Here is a 22,357-nt window from a genome sequence, read left to right on the forward strand (position 1 = left end):
CCTCCATGGCGAAGAAACCCCGGCCTGCCGCATTTATCAAAGACCCGCTCTGGTACAAGGACGCGGTGATCTACCAGGTCCACGTGAAGTCCTACTACGATGCCAACAACGACGGCATCGGTGACTTCGCTGGGCTGATCGACAAACTCGACTACATCGCCGATCTGGGCGTGAATACCATTTGGCTGCTGCCGTTCTACCCGTCGCCGAGGCGCGACGATGGTTACGACATCGCCGAGTACCGTGGTATCCACCCCGACTACGGCGATATGAACGACGCCCGGCGCTTTATCGCCGAGGCGCACAAGCGCGGCCTGCGCATCATCACCGAGCTGGTGATCAACCATACCTCCGACCAGCACCCGTGGTTCCAGCGTGCGCGCACTGCGAAAAAAGGCTCCAAGGCCCGTGATTACTACGTCTGGTCCGACACCGATCAGACCTACCAGGGCACCCGGATCATCTTCCTCGACACGGAAAAATCCAACTGGACCTGGGACCCGGTGGCCGGCCAGTACTTCTGGCACCGCTTCTACTCGCACCAGCCGGACCTCAATTTCGACAACCCGCAGGTGCTCAAGGAAGTGCTTTCGGTGATGCGTTTCTGGCTCGACATGGGCGTCGATGGCCTGCGCCTGGACGCCATTCCGTACCTGATCGAGCGCGACGGCACCAATAACGAGAACCTGCCGGAAACCCACGTCGTCCTGAAAAAGATCCGCGCCGAGCTGGATGCCACCTACCCGGACCGCATGCTGCTGGCCGAGGCCAATCAGTGGCCGGAGGACACCCAGCTGTACTTCGGCGGGGAAAACGGCGGCCTGGGCGACGAATGCCACATGGCCTTTCACTTCCCGCTGATGCCGCGCATGTACATGGCCATCGCCCAGGAAGACCGCTTCCCGATCACCGACATCCTGCGCCAGACCCCGGATATCCCGGAAAACTGCCAGTGGGCGATCTTCCTGCGCAACCACGATGAGCTGACCCTGGAAATGGTCACCGACGATGAGCGCGACTACCTCTGGGACTACTACGCCGCCGACCGCCGCGCACGCATCAACCTGGGCATTCGCCGACGCCTGGCGCCTTTGGTGGAGCGGGATCGGCGGCGCATCGAGCTGCTCAACAGCCTGCTGCTGTCGATGCCCGGCACGCCGACCCTGTATTACGGCGACGAAATCGGCATGGGCGACAACATCTACCTGGGCGACCGCGACGGTGTGCGCACGCCCATGCAGTGGTCGGTCGACCGCAATGGTGGTTTCTCCCGCGCCGACCCAGCGAGCCTGGTGCTGCCGCCGATCATGGACCCGCTCTACGGCTATGCGAGCATTAACGTGGAAACCCAGTCGCGCGACCCGCACTCGCTGCTCAACTGGACGCGGCGCATGCTCACCGTGCGCAAGCAGCAGAAGGCCTTCGGCCGTGGCACCCTGAAAATGCTCGCGCCGAGCAACCGGCGCATCCTCGCCTATTTGCGCGAGTTCACCGGGGTCGACGGCAAGCACGAGCTGATTCTCTGCGTCGCCAATATGTCGCGCGCGGCCCAGGCCGTTGAGCTGGAGCTGTCAGCCCACGCCGGCCGGGTGCCGGTGGAAATGGTCGGCGGCAGTTCCTTCCCGCCGATTGGCGAGCTGAACTACCTGCTGACCTTGCCGCCCTATGGCTTTTACTGGTTTTTGCTCGCCGACAAGGCGCAGATGCCGCATTGGCATGTGGAGCCGGTGGCGCAAATGCCGGAGCTGACCACCCTGGTGATCAAACGCGATCTGCAGGAGCTGTTGCAGGCGCCGCTGCGCAAGGTCGTCGAGCGTGACGTGCTGCCGGCCTACCTGGCCAACCGCCGCTGGTTCAGCCAGGACAGCACGCAGGCCAGCGAGCCGAGCCTGCTGTACTGTCTGCCGTTTGGCGAGACCGACGCCCAGCAGGTGCTCTGCGAAGTGCAGGTAAAGGGCGCTGATGGCCTGGACAGCTATCAATTACCGCTGGGCTATGTCGACGAGCGCGGCACGGGCAGCCACACGCCGCAGCAACTGGCCCTGAGCCGGCTGCGCCGTGGCCGCCAGGTGGGCCTGATGACCGATGCCTTCAGCCTGCCGTCCTTTAGCCAGGCGGTGTTGGCACAGCTGCGTCGCCAGACGGTGCTCACCGGGCAGGGTAGTGAGGTGCAGTTTCTCGGTACCGAACACCTGATGACGGTCGAGGAGCGTAGCGACGAGGAAGTGCGCCTGCTGTCTGCCGAGCAGTCGAACAGCTCGGCGGTGATTGGCGAGCGCATGGTGCTCAAACTGATCCGCCGGGTCATGCCCGGCATTCACCCGGAAGCCGAGATTGGCGGCCACCTGACGCGCCAGGGCTTTGCCAATATCGCGCCCATGCTGGGCGAGGTGCGCCGTGTGGACAGTGCGGGCCAGTCGCACACCCTGATGATTCTGCAAGGCTACGTCAGCAATCAGGGCGATGCCTGGCAGTGGACTCAGGACACTCTGGAGCGCGCCGTGCGTGATCGCCTGGCCGCTGGCCAGACGGCGCTGGAGATGCCCTACGACGCCCTGGCCGATCTGGAAACCTTTGCCCGCGTGTTGGGGCAACGGGTCGGTGAACTGCACCTGGCCTTGGGTCAGGCCAGCGACGATGGTGATTTCGGCTATGTAGAAAGCGCCGCTGAACAGGCCGAGCACTGGGCGCAGAGCATCGGCCGTGAGGTCGAACAGGCCTTGCATGCGCTGGAAGGCAGCCAGGCTCGCCTGAATGCCACCGACCGCGCCCTGGCCACACGCCTGCTGGGCCAACGGGCGGAGCTGCTTAAGCGGGTCGCGCAACTGGCGAAGCGTGCTACCGGCGGCATCTTGATGCGCGTACATGGTGATCTGCACCTGGGCCAGGTACTGGTGGCCCAGGGCGATGCCTACCTGATCGACTTCGAGGGTGAGCCGTCGCGCAGCCTGGCCGAACGTCGCGCTAAACACAGCCCGCTGAAGGACGTGGCCGGTGTGCTGCGCTCCTTCGACTATGCCGCCGCCATGGCGCTGCGCAACGCCCAGGGCAACGACCTCTCGGGCGAGGCCGAAGCGGCACGCCAGGAGATTGCCGGGCGCTACCGCCTGCAGGCCCGCGAAGCCTTTGTGCAAGCCTATCGCCTGGCGGCAGCGGACCTGCCCCATGCCTGGCAGCAAGGCGATGGCGAATCCGCCGCGCTGGCGCTGTTCAGCCTGGAGAAGGCCGCCTACGAAGTGCAATACGAAGCGCGCTACCGGCCCGATTGGCTGGGTGTGCCCGTCCAAGGCCTGAGCGAGCTGACCGACCACCTGATGGGGAGTAAACGCAATGACTGACGGCCGTCTCGACCGCGATACATTGGAGGCGCTGGTGCGCGCCGAGCATGGCGACCCGTTCGCCGTGCTCGGGCCGCACCCGGAAGGCGAGGGCACGCTGATTCGTGCCTACCTGCCGGCGGCATTGAAAGTCGAGGTGATCGACGCTGAAAGCGCCGCGTTGCTCGGTGAGATGCAGCCTGGCGCCATCCCTGGTTTATTCACCCTGCAGCTCGATCAGCGCCCGGCGTACCGTTACCGCATCCACTGGGCTGACGCTGTGCAGGAAACCGAAGACCCTTATGCCTTCGGCCCGCTACTGGGTGACATGGACCTGTACCTGTTCGCCGAGGGCAACCACCGTGAACTGGGACAGGTCTTCGGCGCCCAGCCGGTGCTGCACGATGGTGTTGCCGGGGTGCGTTTTTCTGTCTGGGCACCGAATGCTCGGCGCGTCTCGGTGGTCGGCGGGTTTAATGGCTGGGATGGCCGCCGCCACCCGATGCGCTTGCGCATGCCCAGCGGCGTCTGGGAGTTGTTTATCCCGCGCCTGACCCCGGGCGAGGTGTACAAATACGAGATTCTCGGCGCCGACGGGGTGCTGCCGCTCAAGGCCGACCCATTGGCCCGCGCTACCGAGCTGCCGCCGGCCACCGGCTCGGTGGTGGCTGAAAGCATGCAGATCACCTGGCACGACCAGGCCTGGATGGCCCAGCGAGCAGCGCACCAGGGCCACGACCGGGCGTTGTCGATCTACGAGGTGCATGTCGGCTCCTGGCGCCGCGAAGGGGACGGTGAAGAGAGCAGGCCCCTGAGTTGGCACGAACTCGGCGATCAGTTGATTCCTTACGTGCAGGACCTGGGCTTCAGCCATATCGAACTGCTGCCGATCATGGAGCATCCCTTCGGCGGATCCTGGGGTTACCAGCCGCTCTCGCAGTTCGCCCCCAGTGCGCGTTTCGGCAGCCCGGAAGACTTTGCCGTATTCGTCGACCGCTGCCACCAAGCCGGCATCGGCGTGATCCTCGATTGGGTGCCGGCGCATTTCCCCACCGATGCCCACGGCCTCGGCCAGTTCGACGGCACGGCGCTGTACGAGTACGCGCACCCCTTCGAGGGTTTCCACCAGGACTGGGAAACCAACATCTACAACCTGGGGCGCAACGAGGTGCACGGTTTTATGCTGGCCTCGGCGCTGTACTGGTTGCGCAGCTTTCACATCGATGCCTTGCGCGTCGATGCCGTGGCCTCGATGCTCTACCGCGACTACTCGCGCAAGCACGATGAGTGGATCCCCAACCGCCACGGCGGCCGGGAAAACCTCGAAGCCATCGACTTTCTGCGTCACCTCAACGATGTGGTCATCCATGAAGTACCTGGCGCGCTGGTGATCGCCGAGGAATCGACCGCCTGGCCGGGTGTCAGCCGACCGACCGCCGAGGGCGGCCTGGGGTTCGCCTACAAGTGGAACATGGGCTGGATGCACGACAGCCTCAATTACATGGCCGAAGACCCGGTCAACCGTGGTCATCACCACCATCAGATGACCTTCGGCCTGCTTTACGGGTTTTCCGAGCACTTTATCCTGCCGATCTCCCACGACGAGGTGGTGCACGGCAAGCGCTCGCTGCTCGACAAGATGCCCGGTGATCGCTGGCAGAAGTTCGCCAACCTGCGTCTGTACCTGAGCTTTATGTGGAGCCATCCGGGCAAGAAGCTGCTGTTTATGGGCTGCGAGTTCGGCCAATGGCGCGAGTGGAATCACGATCAGGGGCTGGACTGGTACCTGCTGCGCTACGCCGAGCACCAGGGTTTGCAGAACCTGGTGCGCGACCTCAACGGCCTGTACCAGCAGGAGCCGGCGCTGCATCAGCTCGACGGTCAAGCCCAGGGCTTTCAGTGGCTGATTGGCGATGATGCGCAGAACAGCGTGTACGCCTGGCTACGCCTGGACCGTGAGGGCCAGCCGGTGCTGGTGGTGCATAACTTCACCCCGGTACCGCGCCCAGGCTATCGCATCGGCGTGCCCCTGGATGGCACTTGGCAGGTAGCGCTGAACAGCGATGCCGAGCACTACGCTGGTAGTGCAGCGGGTAGCCGTGAGGGCATTGCCAGCGAAGGGTTTGGCAGCCATGGCCAAGCCTATTCGCTGGTGCTCGATCTGCCGCCGTTAGGCGCGTTGATCCTGCGGCCGCAGCCGGTCACGTTCGGCTGAGTGCGCCCCAGCAAAAAGGGCCTCCCTCACGGGTAGGCCCTTTTTGTTGGGTTTCGGGGCTACTTGCGCAGGTGCCGGGCGCGTTTTTCCAGGATCAGGTAAACGATGCAGGCCAGCGCCAGGGGCAGCAGAAAGTAGATGGCCCGATAACCGATTAGCGCCGCGAGAATGGTGCTCTGCGGCATCTGATGCTGCAGCAGGGCAATAAACACCGCCTCCAGCACGCCCAGCCCTGCAGGGATATGGGTAACCACACCGGCGATACTGCTGATCAGCAAGATACCCAGGATCGACGGGTAAAACGCCTCACTCGGCAACAGCACGTAGATCAGCGCCGCCATCAGCGACCAGTTCAAGGCACCCAGGCACGCCTGGATCACCGCCATGCGCAGCGATGGCAGGGTCAGCTCGACCTGGCGAAAGTGCCAGGTACGCCGCCGCGAGAACTGGCACGCCAGCAGGTAGGTAGATGCTGCCAGCAGCAACCCCACGCCGATAATCCGCAGCCCGGTGCTGCCGACCTCCCAGCTGCCGGGCAATTTGACAAAGCCCAGGGCAAACACCGCACCGGCCAGCAGCATATAGCCCAGCCAGTTGGTGATCAGACTGATGCTGAGGATCTTGGTGATGGTTGGCACATCCAGCCCGAGCCGTGAATACAGGCGGTAGCGCAGGGCGATGCCGCCGACCCAGGAGCTGAGGTTGAGGTTGAAGGCATAGCAGACGAAGGTCACCGGCAGCGTCTGCAGGGCCGGCAGCTTGTGCCGGGTGTAGTGCCGGCCGATCAGGTCGAAGCAGCAGTACGCCAGGTAACTCAGGGCGCAGATACCCAGCGCCAGCAGCAGGGTGCTGGCCTTGTAGGAGAGCAGGGCGCTGCGCACTTCCTGCCAGTCGAGGTTTTTGATCAGCATGAACAACAGCACCGGCACCAGAATAAACAGGCACAGGGTCAGAATTCGCTTGGCCCAGCGCCATTTCGGGTTTCCGGTTTGCTGCTCTGGCGCGCCGTCCAGTGTGCTGTCGGCTGCGCTCATAGCGGGCTCTCCTGTTCCAGGCGTGCTTCCTGAGCCGGGGTGCTGTTCACCTGCGGTACCAGCAGCTTGAGCTTGGGCGAGTGGACAGGGAACCAGCCGGCAATCGCCGGGAAATGGCGCAGGAAGTGAAAGCTCAGAAAGATCAGCGGCATGCGCCACCAGTAGCCGCGCCTGGCTTTTTCCAGGCTGACGCTGCGGCAGGTTCGGCTGGCCAGCTGTTGCAGGTGATCGTAGAGCTGCTGGTTGAAGGCGGCATCGCGGATCATCACGTTGGCCTCCAGGTTCAGTGACAGGCTCAGCGGGTCCAGGTTGCTCGAACCGACCGTGGCCCACTCATGGTCCACCAGCGCGACCTTGCCGTGCAGCGGCCGCTCGCAGTATTCGTGGATCTGCACGCCATCGCGCAGCAGGTAGGCATACAGCAGCTTCGAGCAGATGCGCACCATCGGCATATCGGGCTGGCCCTGCAGAATCAGGGTTACCTGCACGCCACGGCGGGCGGCATTGCGCAGCTCACGCAGCAGCCGGTAGCCAGGGAAGAAATAGGCATTGGCGATAACCAGACGAAAACTCGCCGAACGCACGGCCTCAAGGTAATGGGCCTCGATATCGGTGCGGTGCTGGTCGTTGTCGCGAATCGCCAGGCGCATGCGCGCGGTGCCGGCATAGCGGTTGCTCGCCGGGTGCGTGTGGCTGGGCGCGCGCTGCTGGGTGGCGGCGGACGGGTGCAGGGCGAAGAGGTCGAGGCTGGCCTGGTGCAGGTCAGCGACTATGGGCCCGCGTACCTTGACCGCGTAATCCTGCTTGGCCATGTCACCGAAGTCGGCCAGGTGGTCGGCACTGAAGTTGATGCCGCCGATATAACCCAGCTCGCCATCGATCACCACGATCTTGCGGTGCAAACGGCGGAACAGGTTGGTGCGCATGCCGAGGATCTTCGGCTGCGGGTCGAACACATGGACCTGCACGCCCACGCGGGCCATGTCGGCAACAAATTGCTGGGTCAGGTCGGCGGTGCCGTAGCCATCGACCAGCACCTTGACCACGGCGCCGCGTTCGGCCGCTTCGATCAGGACCTGCTGCAGCTCGTCGCCGACCTTGTCCTGAAAGATGATGAAGGTTTCCAGCAGCACCTCTTCACGGGCATTGCGGATGGCCTCGAAGACACTCGGGTAAAAGGCTTCGCCGTTGATCAGCAACTCGACCTCGTTGCCGTCTCTCCAGTTGAAACTCATAAACGCACCTCAACAGCCAACGGGGCATGATCGGATAAATGGGACCAGGGCCGGCGGTTGAGCACCTGGGGGACATGGGTGGTGGCGTTGCGCACATAGATGCGGTCCAGGCGCAGCAGCGGCCAGCGCGCCGGAAAACTGCGCGCCGGGGCGCCGAACGCCTGGGCGAAGGCCTCGTGCAGGCCGTGCTCGGCCAGCACCGCATCGGCGCGCTGGCGCCAGTCGTTGAAGTCGCCGGCGACAATTACCGGCGCATCGGCGGGCAGCTCCTGCAACAGGCGCCCGAGCAGGCCGAGTTGTTCCTGGCGCTGCGACTCGTAGAGGCCCAGATGAACGCAGATCGCATGCAGCTCGCGTTGCCCGCCCAGCTGCAACACAGAGTGCAGCAGGCCGCGCTCTTCGTGGTCACCCACGGAAATGTCAAGGTTACGGTGCGTGCTGATGGGAAACTTCGACAGCAGGGCATTGCCGTGATCGCCTTCGGGATACACCGCATTGCGCCCGTAGGAGAACTCCGGCCAGATGCTGTCTGCGAGAAACTCGTACTGCGGCATGCTCGGCCAGTCGCGGTAGCGCTGCGGATGGCCGACATGGGTGCCGTGTACCTCTTGCAGAAAGACGATATCGGCGGCGGCGGCGCGCACCGCTTCGCGCAGCTCCGGCAGAATGAAGCGGCGGTTGAAGAAGGAAAAACCCTTGTGCGTGTTAAGGGTCAGTACCCGCAGGCGCATCTCGCTGGGAGCGGGGGCCGGGTTGCTCGCTGCGGTGGGTGCCTCGGGCAGTACGGGGCTCATGGCAACGCTCCTTGTGCGCCACCTGGGGCGGACAGTGCGCCCGCGGCCAGGTGGCGGATGTCCAGTAAACGCCGTGCGGGGTAAGGCGCGGCGTCTCGATCGTGCAGAGGATTAGGTGTAAGGGCTCGCATCGAATCAGGCAGGCTCAGTGACCTTTGGCGACACCCTGCAGCAGGGTGCTGCTGGCATCGGGGTTGTGGCTGCTGGCGATATTGCCGAGTGACACCACGCCCACCAGCCGCTCGTCGCGGCTCATCACCGGCAGGCGGCGCACTTGGCTTTGCGCCATGCTGCGGGCCACATCCTCTAGCGTTTCGTCTTCATAGCAGTAGCGCACATCCGGGGTCATCACCTCACCCACCAGGGTGTCGGCGGTACGCCCTTCGGCTACCGCGCGCACGACGATGTCGCGGTCGGTGATCATGCCGATCAGGCGCTCCTGGTCGTTGACCATCAGCGCGCCACAGTCGATGCGCGCCATCATCGCCGCGGCTTCATGGATGCTTTGCTGGGCAGTGATGGTCTGTACGCCACGGGTCATTACGTCACTGACTTTCATGGGACCTCCTGGGTCGGCGGGGTGCATGGGCTACCTTGTTATTCCGACTGGAGGCGGGGAGTGGGGTTCAGTGTTTTTTGAGCATGGGGTGTTGGGGGATATAGCGCCCGTTTACATGGATCAAGGTCGGCATCGACGCCGCCAATCGTGGGCTCAGTGACCACTGCCAGGACTTGCACCAAGTTTCAAACGCAAGATTTAGAGTCGGTTTGGGTCTCGTTCCACAACGCGATGATGTGCCGATTATCGTGACGGGGCTCGATACCCAGCAGGCTTATCGAGGCTGTGCTCAAAGGAAAGTGCTGGCCTTCGACCAGCGCTAGGCCGATCCAGCGGGCGGCCAGTGCGGCGCAGAATTGGCCATGGGAGAACAGCACCACCGTACCTGGCATTCTGCAACGACATGCGATGACTCGGTCGGCTCGCGCACTGACCTCATCGGCTGATTCACCACCGGGGCAGCCGTCGTCCCAGACATTCCAGCCTGGATTTTCATGGCAGATATCTACGCTGCGAAGGCCTTCGTAGTGGCCGTAGTCCCACTCCGCCAGGTCGGGCTCGATCACGCTCCCCACCTGGAGACCCGCTAGCTCGCAGGTTTGCCGTGCGCGCAAGCGTGGGCTGACCAGTACCTGCGCGATATCCAAGGTTCGCAGGCGTGGAGCCAGGGCCCGTGCCTGGTCTTCGCCGCGTGCCGTTAGCCCTATATCGGTCACGCCAGTGTGTTGACCGGTCAGCGACCAGGCGGTTTCACCGTGGCGGACCAAGTAAACCTTCATGCCTGGAACGGGCCAGGCAGCGGCATGGATCTTCCATTCACGGTGCTGACTGCCAGCGCCAATTGCGGATTTCCGGCATATCTTTGCCGTGCTCGCGGATGTAGCGGCTGTGCTCAACAAGCTTGGCCGCGAGTCTGTCTTGCAATTGGCGGCCTGCTACTGCGGTTTGCGGCAAGCGATCGATAGTGTCCATCACTAGGTGGAAGCGATCGAGCTCGTTTAACACCGTCATGTCGAAGGGCGTGGTGATCGTGCCCTCCTCCTTGTAGCCGCGTACATGGAAGTTGCGGTGATTGGTGCGTTGGTAGGTCAGCCGGTGGATCAGCGAGGGGTACGCATGAAAGGCAAAGATGACCGGCTTGTTGCGGGTGAATAGCGCATCAAAATCGGCATCGCAGAGACCGTGCGGATGCTCGCTGCTGGGTTGCAGCCGCATCAGGTCGACGACATTGACCACACGAACACGAAGGTTGGGCAGCTCTGCCCGCAAGATAGAGACGGCGGCCAGAGTCTCCAGCGTTGGCACGTCGCCGCAGCACGCCATGACCACATCGGGTTCTTCGTCTTGCGCGACGTTACCTGCCCATTCCCAGGTGCCGGCACCGGCGGCGCAATGCGCTACAGCTGCATCCATCGTCAGCCACTGCGGCGCTGGATGCTTGCCGGCAACCACCACGTTGACGTAATGGCGGCTGCGCAGGCAATGGTCCATTACCGAGAGCAGGCAGTTGGCGTCTGGCGGCATGTAGACCCGAACGACCTCGGCTTTTTTATTGACGACGTTGTCGATGAAACCCGGATCCTGGTGGGTAAAGCCGTTATGGTCCTGGCGCCAGACATGCGAGGCCAGCAGGTAGTTGAGCGATGCGATCTTAGGTCGCCAGGACAGCCCGGCGCTGACCTTCAGCCACTTGGCGTGCTGGTTGAACATCGAGTCTACGATGTGGATAAAGGCCTCATAACAGTTGAACAGGCCATGCCGCCCAGTGAGCAGGTAGCCCTCAAGCCAGCCCTCACATTGGTGTTCGCTGAGCATCTCCATAACCCGACCGGAAGGCATCAGCCATTGGTCGCCTGGGGCTATTGCAGCGTTCCATTGGCGGCTTGTCGTTTCAAACATCGCGGCTAGCCCATTGGACACGGTCTCATCCGGCCCGAACACGCGGAAGTTGCGCTCGGCATCGTTGAGCGCTGCGACATCGCGTAGGAATGGCCCAAGCACACGCGTGTCGCCGATACCTGGAACACCGGGTGCAGGAACCTCTGCTGCGTACTCGCGGTAGTCGGGCAGATGCAAGTCACGTAGCAGTAAACCGCCATTAGCATGGGGGTTGGCACCCATACGCCGCTTTCCGCTGGGTGCCAGCGCCGCAAGTTCGGGGCTCAGCCGGCCTTGTGCATCGAACAGCTCTTCAGGCCTATAGCTGCGTAGCCAGTCTTCCAGCAGTTGCAGATGCCCAGGGTGATCGGCCGGATGCAGCGGCACCTGATGCGAGCGGAAATTACCCTCGTTGGGTTGACCATCAACCTCTTTGGGCCCGGTCCAACCTTTGGGTGAGTTCAGCACTATCATCGGCCAGCGCGGACGTGAAGTCTGGCCGTGGTCGCGCGCCAGGCGCTGAGCGCCTTGAATTTCCAGCACCGCCTGATCGAGTGCTGCAGCCATCAAGGCATGCATGGATTCGGGTTCATGCCCTTCAACAAAGATCGGCGTCCAGCCGCAACCGCACAGAAACTGCTCAAGCTCCTCATGGGTGATGCGCGCAAGGACCGTAGGGCTGGCAATCTTGTAGCCATTCAGATGCAAGATCGGCAGCACCGCACCGTCGGTGGCGGGGTCGAGAAACTTGTTTGAATGCCAAGCGGTGGCCAGCGGCCCGGTCTCGGCCTCGCCATCGCCGACCACGCACGTGACGATGAGATCGGGGTTGTCGAAAACAGCACCGAACGCGTGGCTGAGCGAGTAGCCCAGTTCGCCGCCTTCGTGTATCGAACCCGGACACTCGGGTGAGGCATGGCTAGGAATGCCTCCGGGAAATGAGAACTGCCTGAACAACTTCTTCAGGCCGGCTTCGTCGCGGCTGATCTCGGGGTAAATCTCGCTGTAGCTGCCTTCCAGGTAGGTGTTGCCGACCACTGCCGGGCCACCATGGCCTGGGCCCGAGACGTAGAGTATGTTGAGGTCGTAAGCATTGATGACACGGTTCAAGTGCGCATAGATAAAGTTCTGCCCCGGGGTCGTGCCCCAGTGCCCGAGCAGCATGGGCTTCACATCGGCCAAGGTCAGCGCACGCTTAAGCAGCGGGTTGTCCCACAGGAAGATCTGTCCGACCGAGAGGTAGTTGGCCGCGCGCCAATAGGCATCCAGGTATTTCAGCGAGTCGTGATTTCGTTCGTTGGTCATTCGCTGACCCTACGACTCGTGCGACTTATGTGTCTGTTCGCCAGCGAACCGACGTTTGCGCTTAACAGCCTACACATTGCCAACCGCTGCGTAGGCTGCCGCCAGTAGTCCTGAGCGTCCTGCAAGTCCTATGTTGGCTGGCGCACCGAGCTTAACAGCGTTTTCAAGCACGATAGCGATACTTGGCGTGTTTGAGTTACGCACATCCATGGTTCATATACGCGGCTTGATCAAGAGGGGGCGCAATGACAGAACGCCGAATCGAACTCAATCCAGCAACGGCAAATACCGGCAGGGTAGTTGCGGTACGCGGCAGCGTTATTGATGTGCGCTTCGAGGTCAGGCTGCCGGCTATTCATACATTGCTGCTGGCCGGCGAAGGCGGGCGGATAGCCATTGAAGTGCTGGCTCAGCACGATGCGCATCATGTCCGCTGCATTGCTCTGACACCGACTCAGGGCCTGGCACGTGGCATGCCCGTGTATGACAGTGGCGGACCGTTGAAAGCGCCGGTTGGCAAGCCGATCCTCGCGCGCATGTTCGACGTCTTTGGCAACACCATCGACCGTGAGCCTGCGCTGGACGCGGTGCAATGGCGCTCGGTACATAACCAACCACCGTCTTTGCTGCGCCGCTCTACCAGCTCTGCAATATTCGAGACCGGGATCAAGGCCATCGACGTGCTCACCCCGCTGGAGCGCGGCGGCAAGGCGGGTTTGTTTGGGGGCGCGGGCGTCGGCAAGACGGTGCTGCTGACCGAAATGATCCACAACATGGTTGGTCACCAGCAGGGCGTGAGCATCTTTTGCGGTATCGGCGAGCGTTCGCGTGAGGGTGAAGAGCTGTACCGCGAGATGAAGGCTGCTGGCGTGTTACCCAACATGGTAATGATCTTCGCGCAGATGAACGAGCCTCCGGGTGCGCGCTTTCGTGTAGGGCATGCGGCGCTGACCATGGCCGAGTATTTTCGCGACGACGAGCACCGCGATGTCCTGCTGCTCATGGACAATATCTTTCGCTTTATCCAGGCCGGTTCGGAAGTCTCGGGCCTTATGGGGCAGATGCCATCGCGCCTGGGTTATCAGCCGACCATGGGTACCGAGTTGGCGGCGTTGGAAGAGCGCATCGCCAATACCGACAGCGGCGCCATCACCTCGATCCAGGCCGTGTATGTGCCGGCCGACGATTTCACCGACCCGGCAGCGGTCCACACTTTTTCGCACCTGTCGGCGTCCATCGTGCTGTCGCGTAAACGTGCCAGTGAGGGCCTGTTCCCGGCCATCGACCCGCTGCAGTCCAGCTCCAAAATGGTCACCCCGGGCATAGTCGGCGAGCGCCATTACCGCCTGGCGCAAGCCATCCGCCGCACACTGGCACAGTACGCGGAACTTAAGGACATCATCGCCATGCTCGGGCTGGAGCAGTTGTCGCCCGACGACCGCAACGTGGTGGCACGCGCGCGGCGGCTGGAGCGTTTTCTTACCCAGCCGTTCTTCACCACGCAGCAGTTCACCAACATGAGCGGAACGCTCGTCAGCCTGGCGGATGCACTGGATGGTTGTGAGCGGATTCTGGCGGATGAGTTCAAGGACCTGCCCGAGAGCGCGTTGTACATGATCGGCGCGGTGGATGAAGCCAAGGCCAAGGCTAACGGAAACGCCAAGCCAGGACCGACGCAACAGGCCTCAGAGGAGCAGGCGCATGTCGTTGATGACGCTTAAGGTGCTGCTGCCATTTGCGCTGTTCGCCCATGAAACCCAGGTGTCGCGGCTGGTGGTGGAGACAGCCCAAGGTGCCTTCGGCCTGTTGCCGCAGCGCCTGGACTGCGCCGCAGCCCTGGTGCCAGGCATTCTGAGTTTTCAGGTTGAAGGGCAAGAGGAAGTCTTTCTGGCACTGGACGAAGGCGTGCTGCTGAAGACGGGCAGGGACGTGGTGGTTTCAGTGCGGCATGCGCTACGCGGTACCGATTTGGCGCATCTGCGTGATGCGGTCGAGCAGGAGTTTCTGACGCTGGACACCCAGGAGGAGGCCGTGCGCGTGGCGATGGCCCGGCTTGAGGCGGGGTTCATGCGTCGGTTCGTATCGCTGCGCGAACATTCAGCATGACGCAGAAGCCAAAACGGATGCCACCTGCAGGAGAGAGCCTGGCCGAGCAGGTCGGCAGCAAAGCGACGCGCAAGCTCAAGGCCCGCCGCCGTGGTTCGCCAGCTGTCTGGTTTGGTCTCGGCATGATGGGCTTGATCGGCTGGTCGGTGGCTTTACCCACCTTGCTGGGCGCAGCGCTTGGCCTGTGGCTTGATCAGCGTTATCCCGCAGGGCGGTCCTGGACCCTGGCGCTGCTCATGGCCGGGCTGACCATCGGCTGCCTGAACGCCTGGCACTGGGTATCCAGGGAAGACCAGGCCATGCACGATGAACAAGGGGACGATGATGGCGAGCACCGTTAACGTGATACTGGTCTGGATCGCCTTACTGCTGGCAGGCGGCGCGTTGGGCGGCGTGTTCTTTGCGGGCCTGTGGTGGACGGTGCGCCGTGCTGCCGGGTCGGCGACACCGATGCGCTGGTTCTGTGCCAGCCTGGTTGTGCGCACAGCTACCGTGCTGGCCGGGTTTTACGCCATTGGTGCGGGACAACCGCTACGTCTGGGGCTGTGCATGTTCGGGTTTGTGTTGGCGCGCAGCATCGTATTACGTGCGACACGCCCCCACCCAGCAGCTTGTGCCCCCGCGGTATTGCATAGCTCAGGAAATCCACCATGCGTTTGACGCCCGACGCCTGGATTTTCTGGCAATACGGCATCTTCACCCTGAATGCCACGATCCTCTTCACCTGGGTGCTGATGGCGGTGCTGGTACTGGGGGCGGTGCTGATCACCCGGCGCCTTGCCACGGGTCATGAGCGCTCACGCTGGCAAAATCTGTTGGAGATCGTGGTGACCGCGATCATGTCGCAGATCGAGGATGTCGGCCTGCAGAACCCGCGCCGCTACCTGGGGTTTCTCGGCACGCTGTTTTTGTTTGTCGCGGCTGCGGCGCTGGCCACGGTGATCCCCGGGTTTGAACCACCGACCGCGTCGCTGTCGACCACCGCCGCCCTGGCGCTGTGCGTGCTGGTGGCCGTGCCATTGTTTGGCATCTCGGGTCAGGGCCTGCTCGCTTACCTGAAATCGTACCTGCAGCCGACACCGATCATGTTGCCGTTCAACCTGATCAGCGAAGTGTCGCGCACGCTCGCGCTAGCGATACGGCTGTTCGGCAACATGATGAGTGGCGCGATGATCATTGCCATCCTGCTATCCATCACACCGTTCGTCTTCCCCATCGTCATGACGCTGTTGGGGCTGCTCACCGGCATGGTGCAGGCCTACATCTTCACCATCCTGGCGGCGGTATACATCGCCGCGGCGACACGCAGTAGCAAAGCGCTGAACAAGATCGTGCCTTAGCCGATGCCGACAGCCTGAGCTGCTCTGCATTTTCGTTCACCTCATATAAAGGCATGCCCATGGACTCTCTTACGTTGATCGCCGTTGCCTCCATCGTCATGGCCGGTCTGACCACTGGCTTCGGCACGATGGGGCCGGCGTTGGCCGAGGGGCGCGCCGTCTCGGTGGCGCTCACCGCGTTGGCTCAGCAACCCGATGCGTCGGCCACCATTACTCGCACGCTGTTCGTCGGCCTGGCGATGATCGAATCCACCGCGATCTACTGTTTTGTGGTGACGATGATCCTGATTTTTGCCAACCCGTTCTGGAATGCCGCGCTAAGCGCCGTTTCCCAGGCAGCAGGCCAGTAAGCCATGCTGATTGACGGCTTCACTATCGCCGCACAGTTGCTGAACTTCATCATTCTGGTGTGGTTGATGAAGCGTTTTTTGTACCAGCCAGTGCTCAATGCCATTGCTGCGCGCGAACAGAAAATTGCCGCCCAACTGGCAGATGCGGCTGCGACCAAAGCCAAAGCCCACGAGCAGCAGCTCGAGTTCGAGCAGAAGAATCAGGCCTTCGATAAACAGCGCGCCGATTTACTTAGCCAGGCAACTGCCGCTGCTAACGCTGAGCACGCGCAACTCATGGTCGACGCGCGTCAGGCCGCAGATGCTGCGGATGCGGCCCGCGCAGCGGCATTGCTGGCCGACACGCAGGCGTTGCATAGCGATATTGTGCGGCGCACCCAGCAACAGGTGTTCGAGATTGCCCGCCGGGTGCTCGGCGACCTCGCCAACGTCAGCCTGGAGCAGCGTGCGTGCGAGGTGTTTATCGAGCGCTTGCACGGCCTCGACGGCCCGGCGCTGACCACCCTACGGCAGGCGTTGAACAGTACATCTACGGCCGCTCCTGCGGTGCTGCGCAGCGCCTTTGATTTGCCGGCGGCGCAGTTGGCCTTGCTGCAAACCGCACTGGACGAGACCTTTGGCCAGGCGCTTGCGCTCAAGGTCGAGACCACGCCTGAGTTGGTCAGTGGCATTGAACTCAGCGCCCATGGGCAGAAGCTGGCCTGGAGCATTGCCGGCTACCTGGCGGCCTTGTCAGCCACCCTTGACGGACAGCCCGCTGAACGAGGCAGCGCATGAGTACGGCGCGCCACGATAGCAGCGCCTTGGGCCGTGTCTACGCGACAGCCTTTGCCAGCATAGAGCAGCGCCTGCAGGGTTTTAACGTGCAATTGTTGCCCTGCGAGGTGGGCTCCATTGCCAGCGTCTCTACAGGTATTGCGCGTGTAGATGGGCTAATGGAAGTGGGCTTTGAGGAACTGCTGCTGTTTCCCGGTGGTTTATCGGGCATTGCCTTCAACCTCGATGAGGACGGTGTCGACGTCGTGTTACTGGGTGACTACGCGCACTTGCACGCCGGTCAAGAGGTGCAGCGCAGCGGCCGGGTGATGGACGTCGCGGTCGGCGAGGCCCTGCTCGGTAGGGTGATTGACCCGCTGGGTCGGCCGTTGGACGGTCTGGGCCGCGTGGCGACTACTCAGCGCCTGCCCATTGAGCGGCCGGCGGCAGCCATCATGGACCGCGCGCCGGTGAGCGAACCGCTGCAGACCGGAATCAAGGTCATTGATGCGCTGATCCCCGTTGGCAGGGGCCAGCGCGAACTGATCCTCGGGGATCGGCAGACCGGCAAGACGGCGATTGCCCTGGACACCATTTATAACCAGCGTGGCAAGAATGTGCTGTGCGTCTACTGCGCCATTGGCCAGCGCGCTTCGGCGGTGGCCAAAGCCGTGGCGACCCTGCGCAGCAAGGGCGCGCTGGCTTATACCGTGGTGGTGGTGGCCGAAGGCAACGAGGCTCCCGGGCTGGCCTACATCGCACCCTATGCGGCCACGAGCATTGCCGAGTACTTCATGGAGGCTGGGCGCGACGTGCTGATCGTCTACGACGATCTTACCCACCATGCACGGGCCTACCGCGAGCTGTCGTTGCTGTTGCGTCGGCCACCGGGTCGCGAGGCGTTTCCCGGAGACATCTTCTACATTCACTCGCGCATGCTGGAGCGCGCCACCCACCTGAATGCTGCGCGCGGCGGCGGCTCACTGACCGCACTGCCGATCATTGAGACCGAGGCGCAGAATATCTCGGCCTATATTCCGACCAACCTGATTTCCATTACCGACGGGCAGGTCGTGCTGTCGCCTGGCTTGTTTGAATTGGGCGTATTGCCCGCCATCGACGTTGGGCAGTCGGTCTCGCGGGTCGGGGGCAAGGCCCAGCGCGCCGCTTACCGAGCCGTGGCGGGCGATCTCAAACTGGCCTATGCGCAGTTCGAGGAGCTGGAAACCTTCGCCCGCTTCGGCGCCAGGCTGGACGACGACACGCGCCAGTCCATCGCCCATGGTCAGCGCATCCGCGCCTGCCTGGGCCAGGCGGAGTTCTCGCCTGTGTCTGTACCTGCGCAAATTGCCATTTTGCTGGCATTGAACGCGGGGCTATTCGACGCGGTGCCGCTCGAACAGATGGTCAACGCGCAGTGCGCCGTTACAGCGGCGGCTCATGCACTGCCTGAGGACGTGACTGCACGTTTGGCCGGTATAGATCGATTGACCGAGGCTGATCGCGAGCAGGTTAGCGCTGCTGCCCGGCAGGCCCTAGCGGTGTTGCTAACTGTGCCTGCCGGGCAGGGGGCTCAGTGAACCCGCAGGTGACCTGCAGGGCCTGGCGCGCACACCTGCGCCGGAAACACTGATGGCCACCACCCTGACCGCGCTGCGACGGCAGATCAGCAGCGCAGGGGATCTCAAGGCCGTGGTGCGCACGATGAAGGCCTCAGCCGCATCGGCTATTGGTCAGTATGAGCAATCGGTGACGGCACTGGCCGACTATGCCCGCACAGTCGAGTTCGGGCTTGGTGTGTGTCTGCGGGCAGTCGATCCGCTTGGCTTGCAACGGCAGGAGCCCACTACAGATGCCACTGCTGTGGTACATGCCATTGTGTTCGGCTCCGATCAGGGCCTGGTAGGCCGCTTCAATGAGGCGGTGGTTGAGCATGCACTTGCGGCACTATCGCAGCCCTCAGCAAATACCAAGACAACAGTAAAAATCTGGGCGGTTGGCGAACGCGTGGAGGCCCGCTTGGCGGATGCGGGCATAGCGCTTGAGGGCTCATTTGCTGTTCCGGGATCGGTGGAGCTGATCACCCAACTGGTCGGGCAGATCCTGCTCAACATCCAGCTCCCTGATAGCGCGGCGAAGATCGCCACTCAGCACGCCACACTCATGCTGTTCTTTAACCGCCCAAGCGCGCTCGGTTACAGCCCTGAGAGCCAGCGCCTGCTGCCGCTAGACGCCGCCTGGCAGCGCGCGCTGGTCAGCCAGCCTTGGCCCGCTAAGCAACTGCCAGAAGTGCTAGGCAGCAATGCCACGACCCTGCAAGCCTTTGTCCGCGAGCATTTGTTTGTCTCGTTATTTCGCGCCAGTGCCGAGTCGTTGGCCAGTGAAAACGCCAGCCGCCTTGCCGCCATGCAGCGTGCGGACCGCAATATCGGCGAGCGGCTGCAGACCCTCCAAGCCCAGTTTCACCAGTTACGCCAAGCCGGTATCGATGAAGAACTCTTCGATGTGATTTCAGGTTTCGATGCCCTATCAGCGGGCGATTGAAGCCCCAGCGTGCGCTGTCGAACAGACGGCTGAGAGTATGGCGAACAGACTGGTCGCGGAATTCAAGCCAGGCCACGGGCGGCACGCCGTGACTGGCAACACCCCGCACAGGTACTCGCTATGGCTCATCCTCAAACCGCCATTTACCGCTGCAGCGCCGCCGTGTGCGTGTGGGGTGGCGCGGTATGAATAGTTCCCTTGCGCATGCCGCACCGCAACATTCTGACAGGCAAACCACACCGGCACCGCACAAACTAGGCCTGGGTCTGTTGGTGGCGCTGGTGGTCGGTTCGATCATTGGCAGCGGTATTTTTGGCCTGCCGCAAAACATGGCGGCAGGTGCGGGGGCTGGCGCCATTGTGATTGGTTGGACCATCACCGGGATTGGCATGCTGTTGCTGGTGCGGGTGTACCAGACGCTGTCGCGGCGCAAGCCCGAACTCGACAACGGCGTCTATGCCTACGCCCGTGCGCTGTCAGGGGAGTACGTGGGCTTCAACTCCGCCTGGGGCTACTGGGTTAGCGCCTGGATCGGCAATGTCGGCTATTTGGTGGCGGCATTCGGGGCGCTGGGCTACTTCTTTCCGGTATTTGGCAGCGGTAATTCGCCTGCCGCAATTGCCGGTGCTTCGATCGTATTGTGGGTCATCCACCTGCTGGTATTGCGCGGCATCCAGGGCGCAGCGGTGCTCAATGCGGTGGTCACACTGGCCAAGATCGTCCCGCTGTTGCTGTTTATCGCGCTGGTGGCAATGGCTTTCCAGATCGACACCTTCAGCCTCGACTTCTGGGGCAATGCCGAGCTTGGCTCGGTGCTCGACCAGGTCAAGAGCACCATGCTGGTAACGGTGTGGGTGTTTATCGGCATTGAGGGTGCCAGTGTCTATTCGGCCAGGGCGCGCAAACGTGAAGACGTCGGTCGCGCCACCGTCATTGGTTTTCTGATCTGCCTGTTTCTGCTGATGGCGGTGTCACTGTTGTCACTGGGCGTGTTCAACCAGGCGACCCTGGCAGGCCTTAAGAATCCTTCGATGGCGGGTGTGCTGGAAAGCGCGGTCGGCACCTGGGGCGCGGTGTTGATTTACGTCGGCCTGATCGTTTCGGTGGGCGGTGGCTTCCTGGCCTGGATGCTGCTGGCGGCCGAGTCACTGTTCACCCCGGCCAGCGGTGGTGTCATGCCGAAATGGCTGGGGCAGCCCAACGCCAAAGGTGTGCCTGCCAACGCGCTCTGGCTGACCAATGGCATGGTGCAGCTGTTCCTGATTCTGACGCTGTTCTCCAAGGCTTCTTACCTCGCACTGATCTCGCTGTCGACGGCGATGATCCTGCTGCCCTATCTGTTCAGCGCCGCCTATGGCCTGTTGTTGGCCTGGCGCGGGGAGGGCGCGAAAGCGGTCCGCCAGCACGCTGAGATGCTTGTCGCCGCCCTGGCCACGCTGTACTGCGTGTGGCTGCTCTATGCCGCAGGCTTCAAGTATCTGCTGCTCAGCGCTTTGCTCTACGCCCCTGGCGTGGTGCTTTACGCCTGGGCCAAACGCCAGCGCCAGGAACAGGTTTTTACCCCCTGGGAATGGGCCGTTCTGGCTGCACTGATCCTGCTCGCTGGCCTTGCCGCCACTCTCCTGGCTCTGGGCCGGCTCGGCCTGTAAAGCACCTGGGCCTGCCCGTCCCGCCGCTATTCATGAAGAGGAAGCTACTGCCATGAGCCAAGGTCTTAATTCCGAAATCGGTCGTTTACGCCGCGTGCTGGTATGCCGGCCTGGGCTGGCGCAGCAGCGGCTGACGCCGGCCAATTGCCATGAATTACTGTTCGATGATGTGCTGTGGGTAGAACAGGCACGCAATGATCACGATGCCTTCACCAATGCAATGGTCGGTCGCGATGTGGAGGTGCTGGAGTTACACGATTTGCTGGCCAGCACCCTGACCGATACGGCGGCTCGCTCCTGGTTGCTTGACCGCAAGCTTGGCCCAGGCACCGTCGACCCAGAGCTTGCACAGCAACTGCGGCCTTGGCTGGAGACCTTGGCGCCGATGCGCCTGGCCGAGCACTTGATCGGCGGCCTGGCTCGGGCTGAGCTGCCATTCGAGCCAGAAGGGTTACTGGCCCGCTGCGCTGCGCCCAGTGATTTTCTCTTGCCTCCGTTACCCAACACGCTGTTCAGCCGCGACAGCAGTTGCTGGATTGGTGACGGCGTGGTGCTGTGCCCGATGTACTGGCCGGCCCGCCGTCAGGAGACCCTGCTGACGGCGGCGGTCTATCGCTTCCATCCGCTGTTCGCCGGCAAGGTGAAAACCTGGTGGGGTGACCCGGATCAGGACCATGGCGGCGCCACCCTGGAAGGCGGCGACGTAATGCCCCTGGGTCATGGCGTGGTGTTGGTCGGTATGGGCGAACGTACCTCGCCCCAGGCAGTGAGCCAGCTGGCCCGCGCGTTGTTTGCCCAGGGCGCTGCCACCCGGGTACTGGCTGCGCAGATCCCCAAGTCGCGTGGTGCCATGCATCTGGACACGGTATTTACCTTCTGCGACGTGGACCTGGTGACCTGCTTTCCTGAGATGGTCGATGCAATCCGCGTGCATAGCCTGAGGCCAGGCGAGCGCGAAGGCAGCCTGGATGTGCGCACTGAGACTCAACCCTTCCTTGAGGTCGTAGCCACTGCAATAGGGCTGGCCAAGCTGCGTTCGGTGGTCACCGGCGGCAACACCTGGCAGGCCGAGCGCGAGCAATGGGACGACGGCAACAACCTGTTGGCCTTGGCGCCCGGTGTGGTGATGGGCTACGCCCGCAATACCCACACCAACACCTTATTACGCAAGGTGGGGGTCGAGGTCATCAGCGTGCCAGGGGCCGAGTTGGGCCGCGGCCGTGGTGGCAGCCACTGCATGTCCTGCCCAATAGAGCGCGACGCGCTCTGAGCCAT

Annotated in this window: 19 protein-coding genes; 13 read left to right on the forward strand and 6 right to left on the reverse strand. The window is 62.7% G+C overall.

Translation table 11 applies throughout. The annotated features are described in order from the left end of the window. Window positions 1-5 precede the first annotated feature (5 nt). The gene (treS, locus tag BMW49_RS13965) at window positions 6-3,338 is read left to right on the forward strand and encodes a maltose alpha-D-glucosyltransferase (protein WP_069517244.1); all 3,333 of its coding nucleotides are present in this window, start codon (window positions 6-8) and stop codon (window positions 3,336-3,338) included. Then, window positions 3,331-5,532, forward strand: coding sequence for a 1,4-alpha-glucan branching protein GlgB (gene glgB / locus BMW49_RS13970; protein WP_069517242.1), 2,202 nt, complete (start codon window positions 3,331-3,333; stop codon window positions 5,530-5,532). Before treS ends, glgB begins: the two co-directional genes overlap by 8 nt. A 59-nt stretch (window positions 5,533-5,591) precedes the next feature. Here glgB and BMW49_RS13975 read toward each other — a convergent pair whose 3' ends face one another. From BMW49_RS13975 to BMW49_RS14000, 6 genes are all read right to left on the reverse strand, one after another. Next, window positions 5,592-6,566, reverse strand: a complete 975-nt coding sequence (locus BMW49_RS13975; protein ID WP_069517241.1) for a lysylphosphatidylglycerol synthase domain-containing protein — start codon at window positions 6,564-6,566, stop codon at window positions 5,592-5,594. Then, complete coding sequence (gene clsB / locus BMW49_RS13980) at window positions 6,563-7,801, reverse strand: cardiolipin synthase ClsB (protein WP_069517240.1); 1,239 nt, start codon at window positions 7,799-7,801, stop codon at window positions 6,563-6,565. The genes BMW49_RS13975 and clsB overlap by 4 nt, the downstream gene beginning before the upstream one ends. Further along, window positions 7,798-8,532, reverse strand: coding sequence for an endonuclease/exonuclease/phosphatase family protein (locus tag BMW49_RS13985; protein WP_244168348.1), 735 nt, complete (start codon window positions 8,530-8,532; stop codon window positions 7,798-7,800). Before BMW49_RS13985 ends, clsB begins: the two co-directional genes overlap by 4 nt. A gap of 208 nt (window positions 8,533-8,740) precedes the next feature. After that, window positions 8,741-9,154 (reverse strand): CBS domain-containing protein, encoded by a 414-nt coding sequence (locus tag BMW49_RS13990; protein ID WP_069517238.1) that lies wholly within the window; start codon window positions 9,152-9,154, stop codon window positions 8,741-8,743. Between the two features lie 185 nt (window positions 9,155-9,339). Continuing rightward, the gene (locus tag BMW49_RS13995; RefSeq protein ID WP_069517237.1) at window positions 9,340-9,933 is read right to left on the reverse strand and encodes a histidine phosphatase family protein; all 594 of its coding nucleotides are present in this window, start codon (window positions 9,931-9,933) and stop codon (window positions 9,340-9,342) included. Window positions 9,934-9,970: 37 nt separating this feature from the next. Further along, the gene (locus tag BMW49_RS14000) at window positions 9,971-12,337 is read right to left on the reverse strand and encodes a phosphoketolase family protein (RefSeq protein ID WP_069517236.1); all 2,367 of its coding nucleotides are present in this window, start codon (window positions 12,335-12,337) and stop codon (window positions 9,971-9,973) included. Between the two features lie 245 nt (window positions 12,338-12,582). On the opposite strand from BMW49_RS14000, the gene atpD reads away from it, so the two are divergent. The 11 genes from atpD to BMW49_RS14055 all read left to right on the forward strand — a co-directional run bounded on the left by atpD (window position 12,583) and on the right by BMW49_RS14055 (window position 22,352). Then, window positions 12,583-14,058 carry a F0F1 ATP synthase subunit beta gene (gene atpD / locus BMW49_RS14005; RefSeq protein WP_069517235.1) on the forward strand — a complete coding sequence of 492 codons (1,476 nt, stop codon included), beginning with the start codon at window positions 12,583-12,585 and terminating at the stop codon, window positions 14,056-14,058. After that, complete coding sequence (locus BMW49_RS14010) at window positions 14,039-14,443, forward strand: F0F1 ATP synthase subunit epsilon (protein ID WP_083251686.1); 405 nt, start codon at window positions 14,039-14,041, stop codon at window positions 14,441-14,443. Before atpD ends, BMW49_RS14010 begins: the two co-directional genes overlap by 20 nt. A gap of 17 nt (window positions 14,444-14,460) precedes the next feature. Further along, window positions 14,461-14,784, forward strand: a complete 324-nt coding sequence (locus BMW49_RS14015) for an AtpZ/AtpI family protein (RefSeq protein ID WP_244168342.1) — start codon at window positions 14,461-14,463, stop codon at window positions 14,782-14,784. Beyond that, complete coding sequence (locus tag BMW49_RS14020; protein ID WP_083251685.1) at window positions 14,768-15,103, forward strand: ATP synthase subunit I; 336 nt, start codon at window positions 14,768-14,770, stop codon at window positions 15,101-15,103. Before BMW49_RS14015 ends, BMW49_RS14020 begins: the two co-directional genes overlap by 17 nt. Next, window positions 15,094-15,783: a F0F1 ATP synthase subunit A gene (locus BMW49_RS14025; protein WP_069517233.1), complete on the forward strand. Its 690-nt coding sequence runs from the start codon at window positions 15,094-15,096 to the stop codon at window positions 15,781-15,783. Before BMW49_RS14020 ends, BMW49_RS14025 begins: the two co-directional genes overlap by 10 nt. Window positions 15,784-15,842: 59 nt before the next feature. Next, window positions 15,843-16,133 (forward strand): F0F1 ATP synthase subunit C, encoded by a 291-nt coding sequence (locus tag BMW49_RS14030; RefSeq protein ID WP_069517232.1) that lies wholly within the window; start codon window positions 15,843-15,845, stop codon window positions 16,131-16,133. 3 nt (window positions 16,134-16,136) lie between these two features. Further along, the gene (locus BMW49_RS14035; RefSeq protein ID WP_069517231.1) at window positions 16,137-16,910 is read left to right on the forward strand and encodes a F0F1 ATP synthase subunit delta; all 774 of its coding nucleotides are present in this window, start codon (window positions 16,137-16,139) and stop codon (window positions 16,908-16,910) included. After that, complete coding sequence (locus BMW49_RS14040; RefSeq protein WP_069517230.1) at window positions 16,907-18,469, forward strand: alternate F1F0 ATPase, F1 subunit alpha; 1,563 nt, start codon at window positions 16,907-16,909, stop codon at window positions 18,467-18,469. Before BMW49_RS14035 ends, BMW49_RS14040 begins: the two co-directional genes overlap by 4 nt. A 52-nt stretch (window positions 18,470-18,521) precedes the next feature. Next, the gene (locus BMW49_RS14045; RefSeq protein ID WP_069517229.1) at window positions 18,522-19,433 is read left to right on the forward strand and encodes a F0F1 ATP synthase subunit gamma; all 912 of its coding nucleotides are present in this window, start codon (window positions 18,522-18,524) and stop codon (window positions 19,431-19,433) included. Window positions 19,434-19,618: 185 nt separating this feature from the next. After that, on the forward strand, window positions 19,619-21,082 hold the full coding sequence (gene arcD / locus BMW49_RS14050; RefSeq protein WP_069517228.1) for an arginine-ornithine antiporter: 1,464 nt from the start codon (window positions 19,619-19,621) through the stop codon (window positions 21,080-21,082). Window positions 21,083-21,134: 52 nt separating this feature from the next. Next, window positions 21,135-22,352, forward strand: coding sequence for an arginine deiminase (locus BMW49_RS14055; RefSeq protein WP_069517227.1), 1,218 nt, complete (start codon window positions 21,135-21,137; stop codon window positions 22,350-22,352). Window positions 22,353-22,357: the final 5 nt, after the last annotated feature.

The sequence above is a fragment of the Pseudomonas cuatrocienegasensis genome (assembly GCF_900110925.1).
In the GTDB taxonomy this organism is placed as follows: Bacteria; Pseudomonadota; Gammaproteobacteria; order Pseudomonadales; family Pseudomonadaceae; genus Aquipseudomonas; species Aquipseudomonas cuatrocienegasensis.

Excerpts from the sequence above, each read along its gene's own strand:
- clsB (WP_069517240.1), bottom strand. The coding sequence starts at position 7,801 with ATGAGTTTCAACTGGAGAGACGGCAACGAGGTCGAGTTGCTGATCAAC.
- BMW49_RS13985 (WP_244168348.1), bottom strand. The coding sequence starts at position 8,532 with ATGCGCCTGCGGGTACTGACCCTTAACACGCACAAGGGTTTTTCCTTC.
- BMW49_RS14030 (WP_069517232.1), top strand. The coding sequence starts at position 15,843 with ATGGACTCTCTTACGTTGATCGCCGTTGCCTCCATCGTCATGGCCGGT.
- BMW49_RS14000 (WP_069517236.1), bottom strand. The coding sequence starts at position 12,337 with ATGACCAACGAACGAAATCACGACTCGCTGAAATACCTGGATGCCTAT.
- BMW49_RS14015 (WP_244168342.1), top strand. The coding sequence starts at position 14,461 with ATGCCACCTGCAGGAGAGAGCCTGGCCGAGCAGGTCGGCAGCAAAGCG.
- BMW49_RS13990 (WP_069517238.1), bottom strand. The coding sequence starts at position 9,154 with ATGAAAGTCAGTGACGTAATGACCCGTGGCGTACAGACCATCACTGCC.
- BMW49_RS13995 (WP_069517237.1), bottom strand. The coding sequence starts at position 9,933 with ATGAAGGTTTACTTGGTCCGCCACGGTGAAACCGCCTGGTCGCTGACC.
- BMW49_RS14040 (WP_069517230.1), top strand. The coding sequence starts at position 16,907 with ATGAGTACGGCGCGCCACGATAGCAGCGCCTTGGGCCGTGTCTACGCG.
- BMW49_RS14025 (WP_069517233.1), top strand. The coding sequence starts at position 15,094 with ATGCGTTTGACGCCCGACGCCTGGATTTTCTGGCAATACGGCATCTTC.
- BMW49_RS14045 (WP_069517229.1), top strand. The coding sequence starts at position 18,522 with ATGGCCACCACCCTGACCGCGCTGCGACGGCAGATCAGCAGCGCAGGG.
- BMW49_RS13975 (WP_069517241.1), bottom strand. The coding sequence starts at position 6,566 with ATGAGCGCAGCCGACAGCACACTGGACGGCGCGCCAGAGCAGCAAACC.
- treS (WP_069517244.1), top strand. The coding sequence starts at position 6 with ATGGCGAAGAAACCCCGGCCTGCCGCATTTATCAAAGACCCGCTCTGG.
- atpD (WP_069517235.1), top strand. The coding sequence starts at position 12,583 with ATGACAGAACGCCGAATCGAACTCAATCCAGCAACGGCAAATACCGGC.
- BMW49_RS14020 (WP_083251685.1), top strand. The coding sequence starts at position 14,768 with ATGGCGAGCACCGTTAACGTGATACTGGTCTGGATCGCCTTACTGCTG.
- BMW49_RS14010 (WP_083251686.1), top strand. The coding sequence starts at position 14,039 with ATGTCGTTGATGACGCTTAAGGTGCTGCTGCCATTTGCGCTGTTCGCC.
- BMW49_RS14035 (WP_069517231.1), top strand. The coding sequence starts at position 16,137 with ATGCTGATTGACGGCTTCACTATCGCCGCACAGTTGCTGAACTTCATC.
- glgB (WP_069517242.1), top strand. The coding sequence starts at position 3,331 with ATGACTGACGGCCGTCTCGACCGCGATACATTGGAGGCGCTGGTGCGC.
- arcD (WP_069517228.1), top strand. The coding sequence starts at position 19,619 with ATGAATAGTTCCCTTGCGCATGCCGCACCGCAACATTCTGACAGGCAA.
- BMW49_RS14055 (WP_069517227.1), top strand. The coding sequence starts at position 21,135 with ATGAGCCAAGGTCTTAATTCCGAAATCGGTCGTTTACGCCGCGTGCTG.